The following is a 23,143-nucleotide window of genomic DNA, read 5'->3' as shown; positions in this document are numbered from 1 at the left end:
CGCACTCGGGTCTACCGCGAGCGCGGATCTGCCGTCTGGTCATGAGCACGCCCGCCGACCCCACGCAGGATCGGGCGCGGAGGCCGCGGTCAATGTGTCGGTCGGCATATCTCGAAGGTGCGATGGACTCCCTGACTTCCGAATGCGTTTCGATTCAATAACTCAATAGAACAACAAGGAGTACGGCAAATGTTGACGAAGCGAGATCTACTTCGCTCCACCGCGGCGATCGCCGCCGGCGCCGCGATTGCGAGGCCAAGCCTCCTGATGGCGCAGAGCTACCCTGGCATTATCGAGGCCAAGGACATCGCTGAGGCCGGCTTCATCTACGGCCTGCCGATCGTGATGAACTACGGCATCATGTACGAATACGCCATCGATCGGAACTCGGGGCAGTTCAAAGCGCCGTTCAACCAAATCAAGAACGAACCCAACGTTTACACCTACAAGGACACGGCAATCGTCACGCCGAACAGCGACACGCCTTATTCCTTCGTCTGGATGGATTTGCGGGCGGAGCCGGTGGTGCTCTCGGTGCCGGCGATCGATCCGAAGCGCTACTACTCGGTCATGCTCTGTGACGGCAACACCTACAATTACGGCTATATCGGCACCCGAGCCACAGGGAGCGATGCCGGCGACTACATGGTGGTCGGGCCCGACTGGAAGGGTGATACTCCGGCGGGCATCAAGCAGGTGTTTCGCTCGAGCACACAGTTTTCCCTCGCGGGCTATCGCACCCAGCTCTTTGGCCTGGATGATCTCGACAACGTCAAGAAGGTGCAGGCCGGCTACAAGGTGCAGATGCTCTCAGCCTATCTGAAGCAGACGCCGCCAGCGGCCGCACCAACCATCGAATTCCCCAAGATCGACAAGGAACTCGTGAAGACCAACTTTTTCGATTATCTCGACTTCGCGCTGCAATTCGCGCCGGCGCAGGGCAATGAGAAGGAGATACGCGCCAAGCTGGCTCGCATCGGCGTTGGTCCTGGGAAGAGCTTCAACTTCAAGGACCTGCCAGTGGAGCATAAGCTGGAGTTCGGCCTCGGCATGAAGGAGGGCCAGCGAAAGGTCGACGAGGCTGTCGCCGATGCCGGCAAGGCGATCAATGGCTGGCGGGTTAGCGGTCTTCCGGGAGATAGCGCCCACTACAATGGCGACTGGTTGAAGCGTGCTGTTGCCGCCCAGGCCGGCATTTACGGCAATGACCCGGCGGAAGCGACCTATCCGTTCACGCGCGTTGACAGCGACGGCCAGACGCTTGACGGCAGCCAGCACAATTACACGCTGACCTTCCCGGCGGGACAACTGCCGCCGGTGAACTCCTTCTGGTCAGTGACGATGTACGACGGCAAGAGCCAACTCCTGGTCAAGAACCCGATCAATCGCTACCTCATCAACTCTCCAATGTTGCCGGCGATGAAAAAGGACGCGGACGGCTCTCTGACGCTGTACATTCAAAAAGACAGCCCTGGCGCGGACAAGGAAGCAAATTGGCTTCCGGCGCCGGCTGACAAAATCTATCTCGTGATGCGCCTGTACTGGCCTAAGCCCACGCCACCTTCGATTCTGCCGCCCGGCAACGGCACCTGGCAGCCGCCTGCTATCAAGCGTGTTTGATGGCATCTGGACCAGTCATGCGGCCCTGAAGATCGCTTGAGCGCGAGAACTCGTGCCGGCCGCTTTTGGCCGACGCGAGTCCGAGCGTGACTCACGGTCGCTTACGCAGATAGCGAAGGATATGTCGGAATTCAGACGCTGACCTGCGCTCAGCTTGCCGGCACCTTTTAGGAAGATGCGAAGTTGCTCACCACGTGAGACAGCGGCGGATACGACGGTCTCGCGCGTACGTGCGCGCGGAGCTTGGTGTCGGGATGAAGCCGTACGCGGGTCTGTAGAAGCCGAATGGGAGGATTTTTCCGTTGGGGGCTGCTAGCGACGCACCATTACATAGTCTTAGCTTTGACGAATATTCTGACACGGTTATTGGGGCGACGGAGAATTTCCTGCTGACGGCTCCCAGTCAGGCCTGTTGGTCGGTGGGTCATTGCAAATTGGGTTCGATCGTCTTGCAATTTGGCGTGGAGGGAGGCTCCAAGATTCTGCACGGCGTTTCGCGTCCGGATGCTCTGAACTTCATTTTCCAGGACGAGAAGATTGCCGATCGCTTGATCTTTGACGGTCAAATCCTTCGGCCTCAGGACTTCGTGGTGCTTCCGCCTGGGAGCGAGTTTACGTTCGCTTCGTGCGGCATCCATCGTTGGATGTCGATTTCGATGCCTGTTGGGCTCTTTGAGAGATTTGCTACCGAGACCGGCAGAAAGCATCTTGCATGGGTCGAGAAAGAAAAGCGCGTCATTTCGGCCCCGGAGCAATTGCTCAAATGCTTGACCGCGGCAGCCGCGAGCACCGCCGTGCTCATCGACGAGAAGCAAACATCGACGCTCCATGGATTTAGCACTGCCCGTCTACTAAACGCATTGATCACCGCAATTGCGGGCTTGGATAACGACATCTGTCTCCCAACTGAAAAGTCACGACTGTCCAGCGACACCGTGACAAAAGCGTTGAAGTATGCCCGTGGTCAGAAATGGGAAAGGCTTCAGGTTGCCGACCTGGCCCTCGCGGCTCACGTAACGAGCCGGACGCTGTTGAGGACGTTCCGGCAACAGCTGGGCGTTGGACCGGCAAGCTATCTCAAGCTCCGTCAACTCAACATGGTCCGCCGTGCACTCCGCGGAAAATGTGAGCCGTCAAGTAGGATTACAAACATCATGAGCGAATACGGCGTTACTGAATTTGGTCGTTTTGCCTCGGAATACAAAGCCCTTTTTGGAGAGCGCCCATCGGAGACGGTGGCGAGGCGGGCGCAAAGAGCGCGATGAAGCGATGCGCTTCAGCCGGCGCCGTCAGCTGCAATGCGCAGATTCGCCAACTGCAATTCGCGTCTCCGAGCGCGCCGAGAAGAAACGCGGAGGCGAACGCCTGCGCAATGGCAGAAGCGTCACGCTGCAGTGTGCCGAATTTGCAACGGGCCAACTTCTTCCGACGGGTTGTCGGATTTTACATAGCGACCGGGAGTTGACCAAAATACTTTTTGGTACAGGCCATCGAACTTGTGGCCGATGTGTTTCCAGAGGATTTTGAAATGAGAAAGATCGTACTCACGGCTGCTGCATTCAGTGCATTCGTAGCTCCCGCGTTCGCTGCCGACCTGCCGCAGCGGCCTTACGCCCCGGTCAAGGCCCCGTTGATGGCTGCGGTCTACGACTGGACCGGATTCTATATCGGCGGTAACGGCGGCTATGGCTCTAGCCGCAATTGCTGGGGTGTCGTACCGGCAGGTGGCTTGGTCATTCCCGATGGTTGCCACAGTCAGTCTGGAGGCGTCATCGGTGGACAGCTGGGGTACCGTTGGCAGGCCGGCCAGTTTGTGTTCGGTTTGGAAGGCCAGGGCGACTGGGCAAATATGCGCAGCTCGCACGTGAGCGTTGTCAATCCGCTTCTCACCGATTCTTCCAAGGTCACCAGCCTGGGCCTTTTCACCGGCCAGATTGGCTACGCCTGGAACGCGGCGCTGCTGTACTTGAAAGGCGGCGCGGCGGTGACGGACAACAACCTTCTTCAAGCGACTACGTTTGGTGGCGTTGGCCTGAACTATGCGACCTCAACCCGTTGGGGCGGTGCCATCGGCGCAGGGTTTGAATACGGCTTCACCCCGAACTGGTCGGCCGCCATTGAATACGATCGCTTGATCATGGGTAACGCCAACAATTCCTTCTCGGTACCGGCAGGCGCTGCTGCCGTGGTCAATCAGGCCAGCCAAGACGTGGATCTGATCACCGTGCGCGTGAACTACAAATTCGGTGGACCCGCGGTTGCGGCATACTGATCTTTGCTAGCTAACGCAAAGGCTGGCTTAACGGCCGGCCCTCGTTGGCCTCCCGACCATTTGAGGCGAAATTTTCGTGATGGATGACATGAAGAAACTTATCATTGGAGCAGCATTTTCTGCCGTCAGTTCTATCTGCGCCTTTGCGGCAGACCTTCCCGTGCAGAGCTACAAGAGCGCGCCGGTGGCGGCCCAGGTCTATAATTGGACCGGCCTTTATGTCGGTGTGAACGGCGGTTACGGTTGGGGCACGCAAGATCCGCTTACGCTCGTCTCTGGCAGGTTCGACCGCGCAAGCTTCGATGCCAGTGGCGGGATGTTCGGCGGCACCATGGGTGCCCAAATCCAGCAGGGATATGTGGTGATCGGCCTTGAGGGCGATCTCGATTGGGCAAACGTGAAGGGCAGCGGCATCATAAGTCCAGCTATCGCTGGCATCGGGCAGGGCATCACACTCAATATAGCGTCCAACATCAGCGCCGTTGGAACGGCTCGGGCGCGCGTCGGCGTCGCCGTCAACAATATGCTTTTGTATGTCACCGGTGGTGCGGCTTTCGTGAAATCGAGCGCGAACGGCACCTCAATTGCCGGCGTTCCATGTGGTACGCTCGGCGTATTTCCGAATTGCGCAGCCTCGGCCTGGCGTCCTGGCATCGTTGCCGGCTTGGGTATCGAATATGGCTTCACGCCGAACTGGTCGCTGAAGGGTGAATATCTTTACACCCAGGTGGTCGGCACGGGCGCAAGCACTGACAAGCTCAACACCTTCCGCGGCGGCATCAACTATCGATTTTGAAACAGAAGATGCGGGGTAGGACGTTACCATGAATCTTAAAGCGTTGGCTCTTTGTGCAACGTTGGTTGCATTTACCGGTCCTGCTTCGGCCCAGACGCCGACATGGACCCAGACAGGCATGCTCAGTTGCAAGCTTAACCCGAGCATCGGATTCTTTATCGCCGGCCACCAGTCGATGGAGTGCCGCTTCGTGCCGTCGATGCCCGGTCCCCCGCAGTTTTACGAAGGCGCGCTCAACACTGTGGGAATTGATATTGGGATAATCGGCGGCGGCGCCTTGGCGTGGGGCGTTCTGGCGCCTACCGCCGGCGTTCCCGCCGGCGCTCTGGCTGGCACCTATGTTGGCGCAAGCGGTGATGTGGCGTTGGGACTTGGCGTTGGAGCAAATGTTCTGGTCGGCGGATCCAACAGAAGCTTCGCGTTGCAACCGGTATCAGTCGAGGGCTCGGTCGCGCTGGATGTCACGCTTGGTCTGTCCGCACTTCAATTGAGATGGGTTCCTTGAGCCAGTGCACCTGGCCACGCAGAACACAGTTCGGGTTATGCAAGGGCAAGAAACCAGAGGGTTTAGAATGCGACTTTACTTCGTTCTCGCAACGGCTGCGACAATTGCCTGCTCCAGCGCCTCGGCCCAGACGCCGCTTTCGGCCTATGTCGACAGCAACGGCTTCATCGATGTGCAAAAACTGACATGCGCCCAACTTGCGGGTACCTACCAGGAAGACGCGGACGCCCTGACGTCCTGGTATAGCGGTTGGTACAACGGCCTGGCCAAGAAGCACTACCTGGATCTCAGGAAAGGAAAGGTCGTGGAGCACGAGGTGATCGAGTACTGCAAGGCAAATCAGGACAAGCTCATTATCGAAGCCATCGCTGTGGTATTCAAGGATGAGCGGGCGAAACTGGGAATTCGAATGAAGGCCGATTGAGACAACAGCGCCATTCGTCAGGCCTTGGTGCTCGATGATGGGAAACCAGCGGATGTTGTCCATTGCGAAGCGCCGCGGGACGCCGACGGGCGCGCTTGCGGGCGAATATGTCGGTGCCCGCGGCGGCATCTCCCTCGGTGTGGGTGTTGGCGGCAACGTGCTGTTTGGTGGTTCAAACCGCGCCGTCGCACTGCAGTGGCTCTCGGTGGAGCGGCAGGCGGACATCAATGTTTCCTTAAGGGGTATCTGATGCCTGCGCTCGTACGGTGATGCCATGAGCACCCTCGATGGCTCAGGATATTGATTGTCGGAGCGGCCACGGCCGCGGCGATCGGCAGCAGATGGTTCGCGTATCGCTACTTCGCGAAGCCTGTTGTGCTCACCGTGGCCGCCGGGTCGGCCGATGGCGAGTCGCTGGCGCTGATCTCGGCGATATCAGCGCGGCTGTCGGCGTCGAACGCGCATGTCCGGTTGAAGGTCAGCGATGCCGGAAGTTCAGCGAAGGCCGCCGAACTGCTGGCGGCCGGGAAGGCCGATCTTGCAATCGTTCGAGGCGACACCAGAGGTCTGGCAGATGCGCGCAGCGTTCTGCTCCTGACCCATGGGGTGGTCTGGATCGTGACGCCCGCGGCCGTCAGCGCCGACAGCCTCGGTGATCTGCACGACATGACCATTGGCGTCGTCGGCGGCGCCATCAACGCTCCGACAGTTGAGGCCCTCAAGCAGGTGTATCAATTCGACCGCGCCAAGGTCACCTTTCAGAATGTTGCCATCAACGACGCCGCGGCGTCGCTCGCGTCAGGAAAAGTTCACGCCTTGCTGGTCGTGATTCCCTTGACCGAAAATACCTCGCCAAAGTCAGGCAATTCTTGCATCAGGAAAGCGGCAAAGGGCCGGCGCCAAAACTGATCGAAATCGCGTCGGCCAGCGCAATCGCCAACGTCGCGCAGCAATACGAGAGCTATGACATCCCGAAGGGCACCCTGCGGGGCGCTCCGCCGGTTCCCTCCGATGACTTGACGTGGCTGCGCTTGTCGTACTTTCTCGTCGCCAATAAGTCAGTCAATGCCGACGCCATTACCGATCTGGCGCAGTCGCTGGTCGATGCAAAACGGGATCAGCTATCACAGTTACCGATATTGGCCCAGGCTGCGGCGCCGAGCACGGATGCGGATGCATTGATCCCGATCCACCCGGGAGCTGCGACCTACTACAATGGCAACCATCCTCGTGCCGCCTGGCGTTTCGCCCGCTCGGGCAGCGGACCGCAAAGTATGCTGTAGCCGCTTTACGAGCTTGGCAACGAAATCAGGATGGCGAAGAGCGAGGCCGAACTGGACCAAATCGAGCGGAGAATTGACGGCATCCGGGCGGTGCCGGCACGTCACCTTAGGGCAGCCGGACAGCGCGGCCGATACGTGCTCTCGTCGTACGGCTCACCATTGTCCTCGTTGACGACGAGTTCGAACGGGACCGCCTCAAGCTGAAGACGTAACTTGACTTCCTTATAGAGCCTCGCCTCGGCGGGAAATCGATATTGAGATCACCGGAAATCGTCCAACGCGCCTTCTGGTCAACGTATTTTACAACCCGGGCGCAGAGGGCGCGAAGTTCGACTATGGATATCGGGGGACACCGGTAGCTTTACCATTGGGTTTCGATGCGTCCCATGAAGTTGCACGTCAACACGTGGCCGACTCGCTCTCGGGATCTCGCCGGTCGGTTATCGGTCAGCGCACTACCCGCGTCTGCGATTGTGCGCGATATTGCTATCGATGCATTCAAAACGGACGTGTAGGCCGTGTCAGGTTTGCGCTGCCCACGACAGGACTGTCTCCAAGCTGATTCATAACTGAAGTGCCGTGCTTCCCATGTTCGCGTTTGGCTTGGCAACGAAATCTGCCGCAGACGTCATCTCGGGCGCACTAAGCTGCATCTGAAGGAATCGCCCGGTCGGCTCCAGGGAGGCAAGACGGATGGCCTGAGCGATGACGAGGGCTCCGGCCGCTGCCCCGACAAAGGGCACTGACGTGCTAGTCTCAGCGAAGCTGACGATCCCACGCCGGCCAATCTGCTTTTCGAGATCCTATTCAAAGCACTTAAGGCCATGTCAGCGGCGGGACGGATTTCAGCCTGGTTTTGGGAACATGAGCATACGCTTAGCATCTACGATGAGTTTGCCGGATTGAAAAAAGGCCGGTGTCTCGGACACCGAGCGCTTCCGACTTCAATTGCCGACAAAATCCACGAGCCCGTGCCCGGCCTCGAAAGAATTTCTTCTGTCGTGGCAACACGCGATTGAAGACTCTAGGGGGCGTTTATGCGCATGGGTACGCAATACTGTCGCTTGATAACAGTCCTGTTCGGCAAGGTATTTTCCAGAATGTCGATCGGCATTCCGCGGAGGTGCACTCGGAAATCATTGATTGAATTCCCGTCGCGGCGACCCATGGGCGCGACCTGTGGTCGAGCGAACGTCACATCGATCAACGCTCAACGAACAGAAATAATTGATTTGGCGTCGAGAGGCCCTTGTCAGCTTCCGCAAAACTCGTCTTGATGCAGGTAATCGGATTTATCGATAACTTACGGAAACTTTGGAGCCGGGCAGCGAGAGCGTCGGCCGGCGGCAGAAATACTCAAGTTGCAGAATCTTTTCGCAATACGAATTGATGCCGCCAACGGCATGCGAATTTGGACGCCGAGGCGCTGACCAGACATGGAATTGGGATCGGGGACCAACGATGCGGCAAACCATCCTATCCGTTGCGCTGGAAGTGAATCCGGAAAGTGCCGAAAAGCTTTCGCTCATCATTGAGAAGCTGAAGCAGGATGAGGAGAATCCCGGCCAGGGCATGGCTCAGTCCTACGATGGCCTGAAGACAGGCGTGCCGCTGCTTCATTTCATGTCGATGTCGGTGTTTCTCAGCACGGACTACGATCCAATCTTTTTCATTGAGGCGAATTTCGATGGCGAGCCCGGCCCTTTTTGGGCTCAATTTGAAGCCAGGCTAGGCCCGTATCTCCGGCCGATGCTACGCTGCTGCAAGCGCCCGGGAGACAGCGACGGCGTGCTCTACGACGCCGTTACGGCCGATCAATCGCGATATCCGATCGCCCCTTACCTCGAAAGGCGAACCCTGACGCCGAGCGCTTTTCATGAAGGCAATCGGGGGCTGGGGAGAGACCGGATATTGCGGGAAGGCGAACTCTTCCTGGCTACCCAAGCTGAGTTTGCAGCGGCCGACGCGGCAGCGGCCAACCCGTACCGCGGGGTTCCCGCGCAGCAAATCCACCAGAAACTGCGCGAAGCGATGCTGTTGCAATTTCCGTGGCTCGGTACGCCCGCTCCGGTGAGGGTCTCCTGGGCCGACTGGATGATGGATATGGCGCGGCTGCTTGTCTTCGTTCTTGTGGCGCTGTTTTGTCTTTCGATTCCGGGATTGGCGGTCGCGCCGATCACACCGCCGCATCGCTTTTATGGCCTGCTCGCAGTCGCGATCGCGGTCGTGGGTGTCTGGCTCTGGCGCATCGGGGCGCCGCTGGCGGGCAAGGGCGCTCCGGCTCCTTCGGGCGGGCTGACACCCAGCAGCCTCTCGACTCAGAACAAGGTCACATCGCTGGCCAATCCGGCCGGCTTGGCCTTTTGGGTTCTGGTGATGTTGGTGCTGTATCTTTTTGTCGCCACCTGCGCCTTGTCGCTGCTTGCCGTTCCGGTCACTGGGCTCGACTTCAGCGCGGTCTGGTGGCCGACCTTCGGCGTCGTCAAGCTTGGGCTCGTCAGTGTTGTCTTCACAATGTTGGCGATCGTGCTTTGGCTGCGCCTGCTCGAACGGCGCGATTCGTCCCAGGATGCTCCTTCAATCGATCAGCGCGAATTACGGCAGATGACGCATCGCGAGGACTGGATTCCGCAAAATCACATGGGAAGTCTTGTGCTGGTCAAACCCGGCGTGCTCCGCATGGCGCTTCTTCGGGCGGGGCATCTTGGCTTGGGCCTGCTCATCAGGGTGGCGGCGACCGACGGTTATCTCGGCAGCATGCGCACGATTCACTTTGCCCATTGGGCATTCCTGAACAACGGCAGCCGCCTGCTGTTCTTCAGCAATTTCGATCACGGCTGGGACAGCTATCTAGACGATTTTATCGAGAAGGCGCATGGCGGCCTGACCCTGTCGTGGGGCAGCGGGGTGGGCTTTCCACCAACCCGCTTTCTGGTGCTCGATGGCGCCAGCCACGGCCGTCACTTCAAAGCCTGGGCGCGGCACTCCATGGCGGTCAGCCGATTCTGGTTCAGCGCCTACAAGGACCTCACGGTCGATCAGATCGAGCGTAACACCCGCATCGCCGACGGCCTGCGGAAAACCTCGTTGAAACCAGAAGAGGCAATGGCATGGGCGCTGGATCTGTGACGAATTCGAGCAACACGGCGCCGAGCTGGAAGCTCGCATCCCCGCATGACGTGCAGACGCAGGGCATCGTTGTCAGCGGCTTTGGTTCTCTGCCTGCCGCGCAGGCGCTGTTTCTGGAGTTCGGCTCGAAGCCAGCTGCCGGCGGCGCAGCTCAGGGGCCAGCCGGCTCCTGGCTGCAGGCGTTGATGGGCGTTGCGCCGATCACCGATGCGGACAAGGCCGACAAACGTGCGGCATGCATCGCATTCACCTGGACGGGCTTGCAAAAGCTGGGACTTCCAGAGGCCGGACTGGCGAGTTTCTCGGCACCGTTCAGCGAGGGTATGTATCAGGAAGACCGGTTACGCCGCCTGGGCGACAAGATTAATGACACCTGGCAAGCGACCGTCATCGATGGCGGGCCATTGTGGAGCGCCAACATTCCAGCGCGGAAGAACCTTGTGGCTCAACCGAAGGGAAGTCCGCTCGGCAATGTCGGTGGCAGCCCCGAGGGCGAAGAGCGCCAGGTAAAAACCGCAACCACAGTGCACGTGTTGTTGCTGCTGTACGATATCGATGAGACCGCCGTCACCGCGTGGGCCAGCGCGGTCGAACAGGCGCTGGCTCCCTGGAGCGTCAGGATCGTACACCGGCTGTTGCTTGACCTCCGATTAGATCAGGACAATGTCGGCCGGGAGCATTTCGGTTTCGCGGACGGAATATCCCAGCCGCTGCCTTACGAAAACGTTGGCTCCGGCGACGCAACGGTTTTGGTCGATAGCCGGCCCGCGCCGCAGGACTACTGGAACGGCGTCCCGCTAGGCGACATCCTGATCGGTCACAACGACGTGCATAACGAGAAGAGCCCCGGGCCGGTCATACCTGACAGCGAAGACGGAAAGGGGCGCGCCGCGGGCCTTACGGCCGCAGGGGCGCCGGAGGGACTGCTGAATTTCGGGCTCAACGGCAGCTACATGGTGGTCCGCGAGCTTCGACAAAACGTTGCGGGGTTCTGGAAATCCCTCATGGACGAGGCCGAAAGGATCTCGCGGCAAGATCCGTCCGCAAAGCCTGTCTCTGACTTGTGGCTGGCCGAGCGAGTGATCGGCCGAAGTATCGACGGCCATTTGCTTTGCCCCGACGGCAAATTCTTGCCGGTGGACCAGTTCAATTTTCCGCAAAACGATTTCCTGTTCAAGAAAACCGATCCGCAAGGGTTTGGCTGCCCGCTCGGATCGCATGTCCGCCGGGCCAACCCGCGTGACAGCTTGGCAAAGGATATGGCGTCGGTTCAGACCTTGCTCGATGCCGCCAATAATCACCGGATACTCCGGCGCGGTCGCAAATACGGCAGCACGATCCAACAGCGCGACCAGGACGACCATGTAGAGCGCGGGCTGCTCTTCATGTGCCTGAACTCCGACATCGCCCGGCAATTCGAATTTATCCAGCAGCGATGGCTTCTCAATCGTAACTTCTCGACACTATTCGACGAAACCGACCCGTTGATCGGCCCAAAGGGTCCTTTCACCGTCAATGAACAGCCATTGCGGAAGATCGTGGACGTCGAAACCTACATCCAGTGCGCCGGGGGCGATTATTTCTTTTTGCCAAGCATTCCGGCACTCAACTATCTGGCCACGATATGAACACGACAGCCTCCCCGGACGTTCTGCGTCCCGCCGCGCGAGGACTGAAGGCCGCGATTATGGCCTGGATCGTGGAGCAGTTGCCGCTTGTGTTCCGGATCCTGCGTACCGTTCGTCCGATACTGCGGATAGGCAATAGCTTTGTCGTCACACGCTATGACGACGTGCGCGAAACATTCCTCAACGATGCGGCGTTCCGCGTCCCTTATGCCGGGAAGCTCGACGTCATCATGGGACACCAGCCGTTCTTTCTTCGCATGGACGATACGCCGGAATATCGCCGCGACACCGGCGCGATGCGAAAGGTAGTGCAGGCTGCCGACATTCCGCAGCGTCTCGTTCCCGAGGTGGAGCGGCTCGGTGAAATGATCGTCACCGAATCGAATGGGAGTCTGGAAGTCGTCGACGCGCTGGTCCGGCGCACTACATTCGAACTGTACGCCGCCTATTTCGGCGTGACGGATCCGCCCGGCGGAGACCTGCGCGTCTCGGCGACCCGGCTGTTCGAATTCCAGTTCGCCGATGGCGGCAACGATCCTTCGCTGCGAACAGAGGTCGATGTGATGGCGCCAGCGTTGCGCGACCATATCCAGAATCTGATGGACGCGCGGCGGACTTCCGGGCTCAGTCAGGACGACGTGCTTGGCCGCTGCTTGGTCATGCAGGCAGAAGGCGTCCCCGGTTTCAGCGATGACCAGATTCGCAGTTCGCTGATGGGTTTCATCGTGGGAGGCCCGCCACAGCCGCCGATGGTGGTGCCTCAGGCGCTTGAGCAATTGCTGCGCCGTCCAGACGCGTTGGAAGGGGCACAGCAGGCGGCGCGCGCCGGCGACGACAAACTGCTCGCCGGTTACGTTTTCGAGGCGATGCGCTTTGATCCGCTTGCACCATTCCTGACTCGCACGGCCATTAAGATCGCATCCATCGCGAAGGGGACTTCCCGCTCAACCGATGTGCCCGAAGGCGCCAGCCTGTACATCGCGTTCAGTTCAGCCATGATGGATGAGCGACGGCTAACCGATCCGCAGACATTCAACCCGCGGCGGTTGCCCCATGAATACGTCCATTTCGGCTACGGGCTGCATCAATGTTTCGGTATCCACATGAACAACGCGCTGCTGCCGCTGATGCTGAAAGCGCTCCTGAAGCGGAAAAATCTGCGTCGGGCCGAGGGCTCCAGGGGGAAGTTGCGCAAGCGCGGCGCGTTTTCCGATACGCTCTACGTCAACTATGATTGATCGGGGCAATGAGGCGATCCTGCATTATCGCCGTGGTTCTGCGATGACTACCGCGCCTCACGCATCTCCGCCTGCTCCAGCCAGAACGGCATGTCCATGTCGCGATACATTGTCATCGCGATCGTGAGGTGGTCGTGGGCTTGATCCCGTTTGCCGGTGCGCAGGTAGAGCTTGCCGAGACCGCGGTGGCAGTGGGCGGCGAGGGGGGGCATGCCGAGCCCCTCGGCGATGGCCAGCGCCTGGCGATAGTGAGTCTCGCCACGCTCGGCATGGAACTGATCGGGGTGGACTGCGACGTCGCCGAGCAGGTGCAGCGCATGCGCTGCGAACCCGGGTTGGGATGAGCAGAATTCGAGCGAGCGATCGCCGAGACGCCTCGCCTCGTCGCGCAGGCCGAGCAGCAGACAGGCGCGCCCCAGCGCGTAATAGAACAAGTTGAGATTCGCCAGCAGTCCGTTCGCCGCCAGACGATCGAGGAGCGGCTCGCTTTCCCTGATCCGCTTTAATGCTTCGTCCACCTCGCCGAGCTGCGCCAGCGGCCAAGCGGAGGAGGCAACGCCCCAGGCGAGGTGGAAGGAGAAGCTCCCGGTCCGGGCCACCGCGACCCAGCGCTCAATCCGTGAGAGCGCCTGGGCCCAGTCCCCCTTGAGAAGATGGAGCACACCTGCGGTGAAGAGTGCCATGCTGACGGTAAAGGCATGCTCGGTGGGCTCTGCAATGCCGATCGCCTCGGCTTCGTACCTGGCCGCTTCGGCAAATCGACCGCGCTCGGCCAGGCTCATGATCAAGCAACCCCGATCCCACACCGAGGGGGGGCCACCAAGTCCGAAGGTCTCGTGGACCCAGTCGGCAGGCAACGCGGCGAGGTTGCCGGTGGCCAGTTCAATCACCCGATCATACTCACCTCGGGCGTAATGCACCTGCACCAGAAGGCTCGTGGCAACGATGCGAGTTCTCAAGTCCTCAAGGCGCCCGGCGGCTTCCAACGCGCGGGAGCCGGTCGCGCGCGCCTCGTTCAGCTCGCCGCCTAACGAGTGGGCGACCGTCATGAACCCTAAGACTCGGCTACGCCGGCGGTCGTCGTTCAGCCGCTCGGCGAGGGCCTCGGCTTCGCGCAGGCACTCCAACATCCGCTGGCCTCTGCCGAGTTCGAGCAGCACCGGACGCAACTCGAGACGGAGATCGCAACCCTGCTCCAGCGTGGACTGGCTCTCCGGAAGCGCTTCGAGGAGGACCCGCGCTCGTTCAAAGGAGCTAACGGCCTCCCGGTTGGCGGAGCGCGCGCGTGCGAGCCGACCCGCCTTGAGCCAATGGACGATCGCCTCGCTCGAACGCCCGGCCTCAGTAAAATGATGGGCGACAACCTCAGGCAGGGTTTCGGCCAGCGCCGCGAACCGCTCGACCAGCACTTTGGCGATGCCCGCATGCAACTGCCGCCGCCGGCTCTTGAGCATCGTGACATAGGCTGCGTCCTGCACCAGTGCGTGCTTGAACGAGTAGGTCGCCTCCGGCGGCGTTCCACGCCGGGAGATCAGGCCGGAGGCTGTCAGCCGTTCCAATGCCGCCTCAAGGCTTTCCGGACTCAAGGACGCCACCGCGTCAATCAGCTCGTGGGAGAACTCCCGTCCGATGGCGGCGCCGATCTGCGCCACATCCCTCACCGAGGCAAGCCGATCGAGACGGGCCACCAGCGAGGCCTGCAACGAGGTCGGAATCGAGAGCGGCGGTAGCGGTCCGTCATGCACGTAGGCGTCCGTTGTCTCACGCAACAGCCCGCTCTCGAGCAGCGTGCTGGTCAGCTCCTCGATGAATAGCGGCACGCCATCTGTGTGCAAAACGATCTGTTCGACGATCGCGCTAGGCAACGCCTTTTCCTTGGTGATGCTTCGAATGATGCCGGCGCTGTCGCGACGGCCGAGGCGGCTCAAGGGCAGCATCGTGACATGTGGCTGGCCGACCCAGGTCGGCTGGAACTCCGGACGGAACGTGGCGACCAGCAGCACGGCAATGTTAGCGACGCGGGCAACCAATCGGTCGACTAGGTCGAGCGATGTAGGATCGATCCAGTGGACGTCCTCGATCACGATCAGGACTGGGCTCTGGGCGGCCATGCCGTCGAGCTGGTCGAGAATTGAGGTGAGGGTCATCTCTCGCTTCTGTGCCGGGCTGACCGCCAAAGCCGGGTAGCGCTCGTCTGCCGGCAGCCCCAACAGCTCGGCAAAGAGCGCAACGTTGCGAGCCAGATCTGTCGCCGACCGCTTGAGTAAAACCTCGAGCTTGTCGAGCTTTGCTCCGGCGCCATTGCCGGGCTCGAATCCCGCGGCCTGCTCAAGCTGTGCAATGAACGGGTAGAGCGGGCTGTGCGTATGGTGGGGCGAACAGAAATATCGGAGGCGAGCATGCGGCTCACCATCGAGCCTGCTCAGCAGGCTTTCGCCGATACGCGACTTGCCGATGCCGGGCTCGCCCGAGAGCAGGGCGACCCGACCCTCGCCGACCTTGGCTTGATCCCAACGGCGCTGTAGCAGCTCAATCTCCTCTTGCCGGCCCATGAGCGGGGACAGCGCGCCGGTGCGCCGCGCCTCGAACCGACTGACGCCGGCCGTTTCGCCGCGCACCTGCCACGCCTCCACCGCTTGCGTCGACCCCTTCATCTCGAGCGCGCGGCAGTCGAACATCCGCCCCACCAGCCGCCGCGTGCTGGCGGCGATCACCACCTCGCCTGGCGGTGCCAGGGCCTGCAGCTGCACCGCCACATTTGGCGCCTCGCCGATCGCGACGCGCTGCTGAGTGTCGCCGGTCGCTGGCCGCTCGCCGATGACAATGAGCCCGGTGGCAATGCCAACGCTCGCCTGAACGTCGAAAGATGCTTTCAGCGCGCCGACCGCATTGAGGATGGCAAAGCCCGCGCGCACGGCCTGCTCAGCGTCATGCTCGCGAGCAGCGGGGTAGCCGAAATAGACGTGCGCCCCATCGCTCAGATACTGGCCGACATATCCGTCGAATCGCGACACCGCATCGGCGACCGTCTTGTGGAAGACGGCAATCAGATCGTGCATGTCCTCAGGGTCTAGGCGCGCCGAAAGCGGCACCAAGCCGACAATATTGCAGACCACGATCGTCAGCTGTCGCCGCTCGGGGCTTCCGGAACGTACTGCTACCGCAGACACTCCCGGATCGCCGTCAGCTGCGCGGTTTTCGGCACTCTGTTCTTCGTGATTTCTCATATCGCCAACGGGCGGCGTCACGATCGACGGCCGGCCGGGTTGCGGCAGCGTGGGCTGGGCGATTTTGACAGGTGGCGATCTGCTCGCCGGCTTCGTCGCCCGAAGCTTGGCAGCGAGCGACCTGGTTGCCGCATCCGGCTCCGTATTCAGCTCATGCTTGAGCAGTGCAACCAGGTCCTGGTAGTGCTTGAGCGCTTCGGCATTGCGTCCCGCGGCGGCCAATGCCTGCACGATCAACCGATGGGCGTCCTCGCGCATGTTGTTGAGCGCGACGGCACGCTGGCCGGCTTTCAGCGCGTGTTCGGCGCGGCCGGTGGCTAGCTCCTGCTCACCGAGCCCCATCATGGCGCCAAGGGCAAGCTCCAGTAGCCTCTCGCGTTCACCAGTGAGCCATTCGTTCCAGCCCTCCTCACTCACGGTAACGTCGTCGATGAGCCGGCCCCGGTAGAGATCGGCTGCCGCACTTAGCGCATCACGGCTGCCCTCACCGACCAGTATCTCGAACCGGCTGACGTCGCATAGGACGGCTGCCGCATTGAGCCACACGACCTCGCCGTCGCTCCGTAGGGCGTCTTCGCCGAGCACTTTGCGCAGCCGGAAGAGGGCCTGGCGCAGGTTCTGCTTGGCCTGCGCGTCGAAGTGGGACCCCCAAAACATGGCCGACAGCTTCTCACGCGACTGCGGCCGGGGCGCGGTGCAGGCCAGGTAGGCCAACAAGCCCGCAAGTTTCTTGCTCGGCAGATCGACAACGCCATCCGGTCCGGTCAGCTCGAAGCCTCCCAGCAACGAAAGACCAAACTTTGGCGACGGCGCGCCGTCCATTGGCGCACGTGGGATTTGCACGGTGATGGTCCTCCGGGAGGGGCATTCTATGCATTATCACGGTCCGCCAAAGAAATATAACGCCGCTGTCACGCCGGACTGACGCTGGCGACGACGGCGACAGGCTCAATTGGTGTCACGCAACGATGTGCCGGGACATCCCGGCCGCAAAAATCGGAGTACCACCATGCGCGCCTATACACAGCTTGAATCAGGCGGCGATTATCTGCGCCTCGGTGCGATCTTCAGCCTGCCTGCCACGTGGTGGCGGCGAGCCTGTTTCAGGGCAGAGTTGCGCGCGGATCTCAGGGACAAGCCCGATTTTCTCCGCGATATCGGCATCGGCCTGCACGAATCGCAAGTCGAAGCGGCGCGTTTTTTCTGGGAGCCTTTGCTACTGAAGCACCGATAGTCCGAGATCGCCGATTGCCGCGGCGGACGTGGGCTCGACCAGGAGCGTGAGTATCGATGTCTCCGAGATACACCATAAGACCAGAAATCATCGAACGGAGCATTTTCGTCTTTCCGATGCCGGTTGATCGGACGAACCACCCCGATTGCGAACGCGCGCATCTTTCCAGATTTCTCATACTCAGAGGGAACTAATGTCCGCCACTATCATCCACACCGTGAAACCGAGGTGCAGCAACACGTCACAGCACATCACGCCGGACTTCATCGGGTTCTACAAGAAGCGCGCCCACGAATTGCGCGCGGAATGTTATCGCGACATGTGGCGGGCGATATGGGTGTCGCTGACCAGGATCAGTCGGCGGCGGTCGACTGTCTAACCCTGCGCACTGCAAACCTTGGAGGTTATCATGCTGGCTCCTGCTACGGCTGCTATTGCAAGCGTCTTCGCCCGAGTGTCTCCCACGTCACTACTCCAGACGGAATCTCTCATGCGCGGTATCGCGTTTCGGTTTCGGAGATGGCGCGAAGATCGGCAGACTTGGGCAGCGCTCAGGCATCTCGATGACGATCTATTGAAGGAATTCGGAATTTATCCGCGGCCGCCGGAGCTTACTAAACGAAGATTTCCCTGACCGCTCGATGACCGCACGGTCCGGCAGTGGAGGAATTTGCGGCTGAGCGCCTTTGAGACATTTGCAGCACGAAACTACAAATACGAGGAGCGAGCGTGCATCATCAACAGCGCGATTCCATTCGACTGGACCAGAATCCGACCGAACCTCCGCTCGATATAAGTTATCGTCCCGCAGCAAGACACAAGGCCATTCTTGCGGCGTTCCTGAATGCTCTTCACGAATCGAGGCGCCTTCAGGCTCGTCGAATCGTGCACCAATATGAACACTTGATTGCGCACCCCAAAGAACGGATACCGCACGCATTGAACCAGAACTCCAGAGGACGGGAAAAGCTCGTCCATGGCGGTCCGGATCAAGCAAAGTTGGGCCGGCTTCCTGCTCCATCTGAGATGGGCTGGCTCGTGGCCGTAGCCGTGGGATTTATTATAGTGCACATCGTCGCCGGAACGATCTGGCTGCGTGCTTCCGCGAATGAGACTGCAACTTCGCGACACGAACCAACATCCTCGCTGTACGATTAGCGAAATACGAAACTCCAACCGCTTGCACAATATGGCAAGCAACCTGCTGTTCATTCTCTACGGGATGCTTGGGCATACCTATCCGATGTTCTTTCTGCACCTGCCGCTCCTTCCGATCAAGCTAGTCGAGCTGAATCGAACTCGACGTCGTTTTGCTACAACTGATCGGTCGCGCGAAAGGCGTTCAATTCCCTGCCTGATTATTGTCACCGAGTGACTCGCCGGCCGGACGTCAAAATGGAAAGCGGCGACTCTTCCAGCAACGCTTCGACTATTGTCCTTCTGCGAACCACGCTGGACGAGGTGTTTAGCGACCATCGGTTCTTTGTCCGCAAATCATTGTCCCCTTGCCAGATTGCCCAATATATCTTGACCCGAATCCTGCAAGGTGAGCGCGACGTCGGCCGGCTCAAGACTGTGACTCTTGAGAGATGTAATCGTGATTACCGCGTTCACGAACATCCAACAGCGCGCGGGAAGTGTGGGACCGTTAATGCGGATTTGGCACTCGATCCCGGCGATTTAACGTTACCACCAGCTGCTTGGGGCACGTTCAATGAATAATATCATTCTGCTGTTCATCTGTGCGAGATCGTGCTGCATGAAGCCCAGCATCCATGCTTGCGTCGATCTCCGTTCTGAAGAGGCGTCGGCTGCGCGGCAAGGCCGCCAGTTTCCTTTCCGTTGATTTACGTCAAACTGAAGCAAGTCCATCACCGCTAAACGGATTTATCCGAAAGCCCCGGGGGCGCGATATGATGACCGTTTGCCTGAAGCCGCTGATGATCGTCAGTCTGACCGCTGTTTTCGCCGCGGCCGCTCACGCTGAAGATGCCGATGTCGGCAAGGTCGAATTTCAAGCCTCGTGCGCAAGCTGCCATGGTGTGGATGGAAAGGGCAGGGGACCTGTCGCTGAGCAGCTGAAGGTGCCGCCTGCCGATTTGACGGCTTTGGCCAAGAACAACAACGGGGTCTTTCCTATAACCGCCGTTTATGAAGCCATAGATGGGCGGAGAACAATTTCCGCGCACGGCACGCATGAGATGCCGATTTGGGGGGAACGATTCAATCCCGTTAAAAGCTTGCCTCACATTGTCGATCCGGCCTACGACGCGCTCGATCCTTCCCGGGATCTGCGGGAGGTCGTCGTACGAACACGGATCCTCGCCGTTATCGATTATCTGAACCGCATTCAGCAAAAGTAGCGACAGTGAAGGCGTTCGGGATCGTCGTGCTGCCGATACTGCTCGGCCGCGGCGACGCGATCTCCTGCAATGGACGAGCGGCAGCGCTGTGTGCGCGAAGGCGCGCCGCGCGCAACATTGATCCCCATCAAGGCCGCTGCGAGCAAAGTCGTTAGTGGTCATATGGAAAGTGGAGGATCAACGATGACCAGCATAATGCTTGATGCCCAGCAAATTCAGAGCGCCCCGGCTCCCGTTCGCCTCTGGCTTGAGCAGCAGATATCGGCGGCTCTCGGTCCAAGGCCGGCACCCGGAGCGCCGTCGCCGCACCTGGTTGCTTGCACGGGAACTCAGGCAGCGAACCTTCTCAGTCGAATTAGGCAGGTGCCGTTTGCTGTCGAAGTGTTCTTCGGGCTCGCCCATCCCGAGATCTCCTTCGGCGAGCCGCCGATCGTGACGTTCCGCCTCCTCCAGCTTCAGCGTCGTGCCGGTTTGGAGAACATCACGAAGCTCCTCGAATGCCTCGACCTCATCAATCGGGCGTTCGCCGAGATGTGTGACGATCCTGCCGCGCGGTTCTGTGATTTCGATGCCGCCGGGCACTGCTCGATCCTGCCAGCCACCCAAAACAGTATCGCTGCATTGTGGAAGGCACTCATTGCGGCGGAGCGGCCTGGCGCGCTGCCAATCACCGCAGCCGAATAGTGCGGGGCGGGCACGAGATGAACCCGAAAAGGCCCTGCCGCAGGCTGGCGAGGAAGTGGGCCGGCCGCCTGTCGTCATCCATTGTCATTATGACGTGGATGCTCCTGCTGTGGCCCGGACAGGTGCGAGCAGGAGAAGTCCGGGATGTGCAAACACTTGCGCCTCTGGTCGGGAAGATCATCCAAAGTGTCGTCGGCATAAAAGCCACTACGGAGACAGCGGCGGTTTCCCGGTCGATCGACCACGGGGCCCGGGTTTCCCAGTGGACCGCCTCCCACGACGAAGGATGTGTATGGTGCGGGCGTCATCATCAAGGCGGAGCCCGGATTGATCGTGACGAGCAATCATGTGGTCAGCGGCGCCAAGACACTTTCGGTCCGATTGCCGGACGGACGCCAGCTTGACGCCAGGTTCGTGGTGGCCGACGAGCGATATGACTTGGCGATGCTGAGGATTTCGGCGTCGGGCCTGACCGCAGCCCGGATCGGTCGATCGATCGACGCAGAGTCCGGGGATTTCGTCCTTGCGGTCGGTGGCTCTTCGGGGCTCACTCAAAGCATTAGCTTCGGTATCGTCAGCGCTCTGCATCGTTCATGGCCCGGCATCCCTTGCCAGGATCTCATTCAGACCGACGCCCTGCTGGATCGCGGCAGTGCAGGTGGGCCGCTGTTCAATCTGCGGGGCGAAGTGATCGGCATTGTTGCCGCCAGCACCGGCGAGACCGAATCCGAGCGCGCCTTTGCGATTCCCTCGGATGCCATCGATCGCCTCTTCATTAGGATGAACTAGGTGTTCGGTTCGATTCGTGGATCGATTTGAAGCCGTTTGATCCGCTGACTGAATGCTGGCCGCGCTGCGATCGCCGCCGAGAGATCAATAGACCATGATCGGCGTTTCCAGCAGGTGATCGTTCACTGCAACGACACCGGGGATTGCCTCCGCGGCAATCCGGATCGCCGTGCGCTCGGCGGCGGATGGTGCATATCCCCACAGGTCGACGACGCCGTTCTGTACGGTCGCGGTCAGATTGAAGGTGTGTGCCCATGGTTGCTCGCGAAGCTCGCCGAGTAATTTCTTCCTGATAGCGGAATCGGTGGGTGATATCTCCAATTTCGGCCGGGCGCTCGCGACGGCCTGGAGCAAGTTGGCCCGGCTGACGATGCCGAGGAGGTGGCCGGCTTCATCGACGATGGGGACACGCTTGATGCCATGTTTCTCGAGCAGCATCGCAATTTCATGCAGAGGCGTATTCGGCGCCGCGGTCACGACCTTACGGGTCATGATGTCCGCTATCTTGACAGCATGGGACTTCACGTAGTCGGACGCCATTTGCGCGTCTCCGACCAGTAGTCGCAGCCACCACGAATAGGGGCGCTCGGTGCCGGCTTCGGTCCGATGCATCAAATCGCTTTCCGTGATGATTCCGACGAGTTCGCTGTCCTTGCCCACAACAGGAACAGCGCTGATGCGGTGCTGGAGCAGCAGGGAAGCAACCCGCTGCACCGTTGCGTTGGAGCCCACCGTGATGACGGGTGACACCATGACGTCGCGCGCTTGCATGATCGTGCTCTCCGTAGACGGCAAGATGTCACATTCTGCAGGATCTCGCGCAGGGGTGATTTGACCCCGATCAATCGGTCTGGAGTTACCTGGCCGTAGAGAGGACTTGAAGCGGAGGATGTCGAGATGGCGGGAATTCCAAGGAAGGCGCTCGTGTTTGTCGGAGACGGTAGCAAGGCGCTGTTGCTGCGCAACGAAGGCGACGATCGGGTTCCCCAACCTGAAGGCGGAGGCTGTCTTCGAAGATCAGAACCCTGCGACGCATCTGCAAGGCACGGACCGCCCCGGACACTTCGTAAAGGGGATCGTCTCCGGTCAGCGGGGAGCCGTCGAACCGACGAACTGGCACGAGCTCGAGGAGTATTTGCCCGTTTTTCGAATGCTTGGCCGGATGGCGTTTGCTGAAACGACGACAGCCGAATGAATTATGGTCGCTATAGCCCCTGAGAAGAATTTGGTGTTCGCCGTCGCAGTTCGCCGAATGGTCTCGCGGCGAAAACCAGCGGCTACAAAATCTGCACGGCTTATTGATCCAGATCAGCCTGGCCTTCCATTTTTGATCGATGCTGGCACACCATCGCGTACACCAAGCTCTGAGGAGTTTGCCATGTTGGCTTTGGATGTCATGCGCACGTCGTTCGCGACGATCAAACCGGGCGCGCCATTGCTCGATGCCGTTCGTCTATTGCTGGAAACTGGCCAGCGCGGCTTGCCCGTGCTCGATGGCTCAGGAGCGCTGGTCGGTGTTATCTCCGAGGGCGACTTCCTTCACCGTCGCGAACTCGGCGTGCATTGGCCTGAGGGCTTTTGGCTCGAGTGGCTGCTGAGCAGAGAGGAGGGGCGGCTGGTCCGCGAGCGGACCCGAGCCCTCAGCGTCGACGCTGTGATGAGCCGCGAGCCCGTTTGCGTCGACGAACGCGCGACCGTGGACAAGATCGTCGCCGAAATGGACAATCACCAGATATCGCAAGTCATGGTTCTCCGAGATACGCGGGTCGTTGGCATCGTTGGCCGCGTGCAGCTGATCATTGCGCTTGAGCGAATACTCGCGCGATCCGAGGGCGACTGACGCGAAGACCGAGGCAGACAATTGCGGAGTGTGCGATTGATCCGAGTGCGTTTCTGGTCGAGCTCAGGAAGAGCGAGAAGTAGGCTGATCGCCGTGCCTTTCCATCAAGAA

The 23,143-nt window shown here is 60.2% G+C and carries 20 protein-coding genes; 18 read left to right on the top strand and 2 right to left on the bottom strand.

The genetic code is table 11. The annotated features are described in order from the left end of the window. Positions 1-189: 189 nt before the first annotated feature. From AC066Y_RS15335 to AC066Y_RS15280, 12 genes are all read left to right on the top strand, one after another. A complete protein-coding gene (locus AC066Y_RS15335) occupies positions 190-1,620 on the top strand; it encodes a DUF1254 domain-containing protein (RefSeq protein WP_478274589.1) in 1,431 nt (476 codons plus the stop codon). Between the two features lie 434 nt (positions 1,621-2,054). Further along, positions 2,055-2,885 carry a helix-turn-helix domain-containing protein gene (locus tag AC066Y_RS15330; protein ID WP_478274588.1) on the top strand — a complete coding sequence of 277 codons (831 nt, stop codon included), beginning with the start codon at positions 2,055-2,057 and terminating at the stop codon, positions 2,883-2,885. A gap of 212 nt (positions 2,886-3,097) precedes the next feature. Further along, a complete protein-coding gene (locus tag AC066Y_RS15325) occupies positions 3,098-3,892 on the top strand; it encodes an outer membrane protein (protein ID WP_478274587.1) in 795 nt (264 codons plus the stop codon). Between the two features lie 88 nt (positions 3,893-3,980). Beyond that, on the top strand, positions 3,981-4,688 hold the full coding sequence (locus AC066Y_RS15320; RefSeq protein WP_478274586.1) for an outer membrane protein: 708 nt from the start codon (positions 3,981-3,983) through the stop codon (positions 4,686-4,688). A gap of 28 nt (positions 4,689-4,716) precedes the next feature. Then, complete coding sequence (locus AC066Y_RS15315) at positions 4,717-5,193, top strand: DUF992 domain-containing protein (protein ID WP_478274585.1); 477 nt, start codon at positions 4,717-4,719, stop codon at positions 5,191-5,193. 67 nt (positions 5,194-5,260) lie between these two features. Beyond that, positions 5,261-5,617, top strand: coding sequence for an HdeA/HdeB family chaperone (locus AC066Y_RS15310; protein ID WP_456721817.1), 357 nt, complete (start codon positions 5,261-5,263; stop codon positions 5,615-5,617). A 52-nt stretch (positions 5,618-5,669) separates the two neighbouring features. Next, the gene (locus AC066Y_RS15305; RefSeq protein WP_478274584.1) at positions 5,670-5,867 is read left to right on the top strand and encodes a DUF992 domain-containing protein; all 198 of its coding nucleotides are present in this window, start codon (positions 5,670-5,672) and stop codon (positions 5,865-5,867) included. Between the two features lie 221 nt (positions 5,868-6,088). Beyond that, entirely contained in the window at positions 6,089-6,526 is a 438-nt protein-coding gene (locus AC066Y_RS15300; RefSeq protein ID WP_478274583.1) for an ABC transporter substrate-binding protein, read from the top strand. Then, a complete protein-coding gene (locus tag AC066Y_RS15295) occupies positions 6,487-6,900 on the top strand; it encodes a type 2 periplasmic-binding domain-containing protein (protein ID WP_478274582.1) in 414 nt (137 codons plus the stop codon). Before AC066Y_RS15300 ends, AC066Y_RS15295 begins: the two co-directional genes overlap by 40 nt. 1,461 nt (positions 6,901-8,361) lie before the next feature. Further along, a complete protein-coding gene (locus AC066Y_RS15290) occupies positions 8,362-10,029 on the top strand; it encodes a hypothetical protein (RefSeq protein WP_478274581.1) in 1,668 nt (555 codons plus the stop codon). Further along, a complete protein-coding gene (locus AC066Y_RS15285) occupies positions 10,011-11,657 on the top strand; it encodes a Dyp-type peroxidase (RefSeq protein WP_478274580.1) in 1,647 nt (548 codons plus the stop codon). The genes AC066Y_RS15290 and AC066Y_RS15285 overlap by 19 nt, the downstream gene beginning before the upstream one ends. After that, a complete protein-coding gene (locus AC066Y_RS15280; RefSeq protein WP_478274579.1) occupies positions 11,654-12,895 on the top strand; it encodes a cytochrome P450 in 1,242 nt (413 codons plus the stop codon). Before AC066Y_RS15285 ends, AC066Y_RS15280 begins: the two co-directional genes overlap by 4 nt. Positions 12,896-12,942: 47 nt before the next feature. Here AC066Y_RS15280 and AC066Y_RS15275 read toward each other — a convergent pair whose 3' ends face one another. Continuing rightward, positions 12,943-16,944 (bottom strand): BTAD domain-containing putative transcriptional regulator, encoded by a 4,002-nt coding sequence (locus tag AC066Y_RS15275; RefSeq protein ID WP_478274578.1) that lies wholly within the window; start codon positions 16,942-16,944, stop codon positions 12,943-12,945. 187 nt (positions 16,945-17,131) lie between these two features. Between AC066Y_RS15275 and AC066Y_RS15270 the strand changes: the two genes are divergently transcribed. The 5 genes from AC066Y_RS15270 to AC066Y_RS15250 all read left to right on the top strand — a co-directional run bounded on the left by AC066Y_RS15270 (position 17,132) and on the right by AC066Y_RS15250 (position 21,192). Continuing rightward, entirely contained in the window at positions 17,132-17,356 is a 225-nt protein-coding gene (locus tag AC066Y_RS15270; protein WP_478274577.1) for a DUF1127 domain-containing protein, read from the top strand. Between the two features lie 193 nt (positions 17,357-17,549). Beyond that, positions 17,550-17,735: a hypothetical protein gene (locus AC066Y_RS15265; protein ID WP_478274576.1), complete on the top strand. Its 186-nt coding sequence runs from the start codon at positions 17,550-17,552 to the stop codon at positions 17,733-17,735. Positions 17,736-19,131: 1,396 nt separating this feature from the next. Next, entirely contained in the window at positions 19,132-19,719 is a 588-nt protein-coding gene (locus tag AC066Y_RS15260) for a c-type cytochrome (protein WP_478274575.1), read from the top strand. 69 nt (positions 19,720-19,788) lie between these two features. Continuing rightward, a complete protein-coding gene (locus tag AC066Y_RS15255) occupies positions 19,789-20,403 on the top strand; it encodes a hypothetical protein (protein WP_478274574.1) in 615 nt (204 codons plus the stop codon). Between the two features lie 288 nt (positions 20,404-20,691). Then, complete coding sequence (locus tag AC066Y_RS15250) at positions 20,692-21,192, top strand: S1C family serine protease (protein WP_478274573.1); 501 nt, start codon at positions 20,692-20,694, stop codon at positions 21,190-21,192. An 84-nt stretch (positions 21,193-21,276) separates the two neighbouring features. Here AC066Y_RS15250 and AC066Y_RS15245 read toward each other — a convergent pair whose 3' ends face one another. After that, positions 21,277-21,963: a CBS domain-containing protein gene (locus tag AC066Y_RS15245; RefSeq protein WP_478274572.1), complete on the bottom strand. Its 687-nt coding sequence runs from the start codon at positions 21,961-21,963 to the stop codon at positions 21,277-21,279. Between the two features lie 607 nt (positions 21,964-22,570). On the opposite strand from AC066Y_RS15245, the gene AC066Y_RS15240 reads away from it, so the two are divergent. Next, positions 22,571-23,032, top strand: a complete 462-nt coding sequence (locus AC066Y_RS15240; RefSeq protein ID WP_478274571.1) for a CBS domain-containing protein — start codon at positions 22,571-22,573, stop codon at positions 23,030-23,032. Positions 23,033-23,143 lie beyond the last annotated feature (111 nt).

The organism is Bradyrhizobium sp. USDA3010, from assembly GCF_056429065.1.
Note: the sequence above shows the minus strand (reverse complement) of the source record. Positions and strands in the feature narration are given on the sequence as shown.